Source organism: Collinsella sp. AM29-10AC (genome assembly GCF_003469085.1).
GTDB lineage: Bacteria > Actinomycetota > Coriobacteriia > Coriobacteriales > Coriobacteriaceae > Collinsella.
Genome location: NZ_QSKB01000065.1, coordinates 1 through 1,205 on the forward strand (window position 1 = coordinate 1; position 1,205 = coordinate 1,205).

1 protein-coding gene is annotated in these 1,205 nt (G+C 49.9%); it reads right to left on the reverse strand.

The features are described from left to right. Nucleotides 1-53: 53 nt before the first annotated feature. Entirely contained in the window at nucleotides 54-1,046 is a 993-nt protein-coding gene (gene xerA, locus DW754_RS10820) for a site-specific tyrosine recombinase/integron integrase (RefSeq protein WP_117759948.1), read from the reverse strand. Nucleotides 1,047-1,205 lie beyond the last annotated feature (159 nt).

The window sequence follows — 1,205 nt, forward strand, 5'->3', positions numbered from 1 at the left end:
AGTTTTTCACAGCCATCAAAGGATGCGAATATCTCTACAAACCGTGATTTGACTTAACAGATATACCTTCTATGAGAGTCCCTTACGTTGTCCTGATCGACCATTGCGTACATCAACGTTGTATCAATCTTTTGATGGCCAAGCAGCTTCTGCACCTGCTCGATGGGCATTCCTTTTCCAATTGCTTTGGTGGCCAGCGTTCTCCTGAACTTATGTGGGTGGACGTGTTTGACGCCTGCTTTTGTTCCCAAGGAGCGAAGGCGGAGCTCGACTCCGCTTACTTGCAGCCTAGAACTCGGCTTTGTGAGACTACAGAATAGCGCGGCGACGTTATCGCTGCGTTCTTGCAGGTAGTTGTTTAGGTGCAGCTTTGTAGTCGCATCAAAATAGACGACTCTCTCTTTGTTGCCCTTTCCGAGTACAATGCACTCTCGCCGATTTAGATCAACGTCTTCTCGATTGAGCGAGACGAGTTCGCCTATTCTCATCCCTGTTGAACTAAGAAGGTTGATGATTGCCAGATCCCTCTTGCAAGAACAGGCGTCTGTGAGGGCTATAAGTTCTTCATCAGAATATACGGACTTGACCGTTCTCTTTGAGCGAATCTTTTTAATGCGTCGTGCAGGGCTTTTGAGTATATGGTTCTCGTCATCAAGCCAAGAGAAGAATGACGACAGGATGCGCCTGACGTTGTCGACGGTGATGCTCCCTGCGTTATTACCCATGGGATATTCGCTCAGGTATGTTCGTAAGTCATCTGAACTAATCCGGACAATTGGTTTTTTGATTGCTTCGAGCGCCCTTGTAAGTGTGGCCTTGTAGTACCTGATGGTCTTAGGCGAGCATCCCTCGATGGTTTTGGCTGCGAGGAATCGCTCCATGTACTTTGAGGCCTCGTCTTCGACATTGCTGAGCGCGTTCACTTCAAGTTCGATGCCCCTGAGTTCGCTCATAAGGACGCTCTCGAGATACGAAAGCACTTCGCCGCTAACGAGTGCCTGCATTTTTGTGAGAACCGCGTTTGCTATTTCGATCGTCGTGTGCATCAGTTCCTCCCATCCCGATATGGATGGGAGGAACGTATCACGCGAGGAATCGGTCTAGAAGGGCGTCGCGCTCTGCGGAAAGGGCGTCGACCTCTTGCTCGAGTGCAAATTGCGATTTGTCGACCTGGGTGACGAAGTCGGCGAACTGGCGCTGAAGGC

What these genes read in the sequence shown, in the direction of transcription:
- xerA (WP_117759948.1), bottom strand. Translation starts at nt 1,046, where the DNA reads ATGCACACGACGATCGAAATAGCAAACGCGGTTCTCACAAAAATGCAG.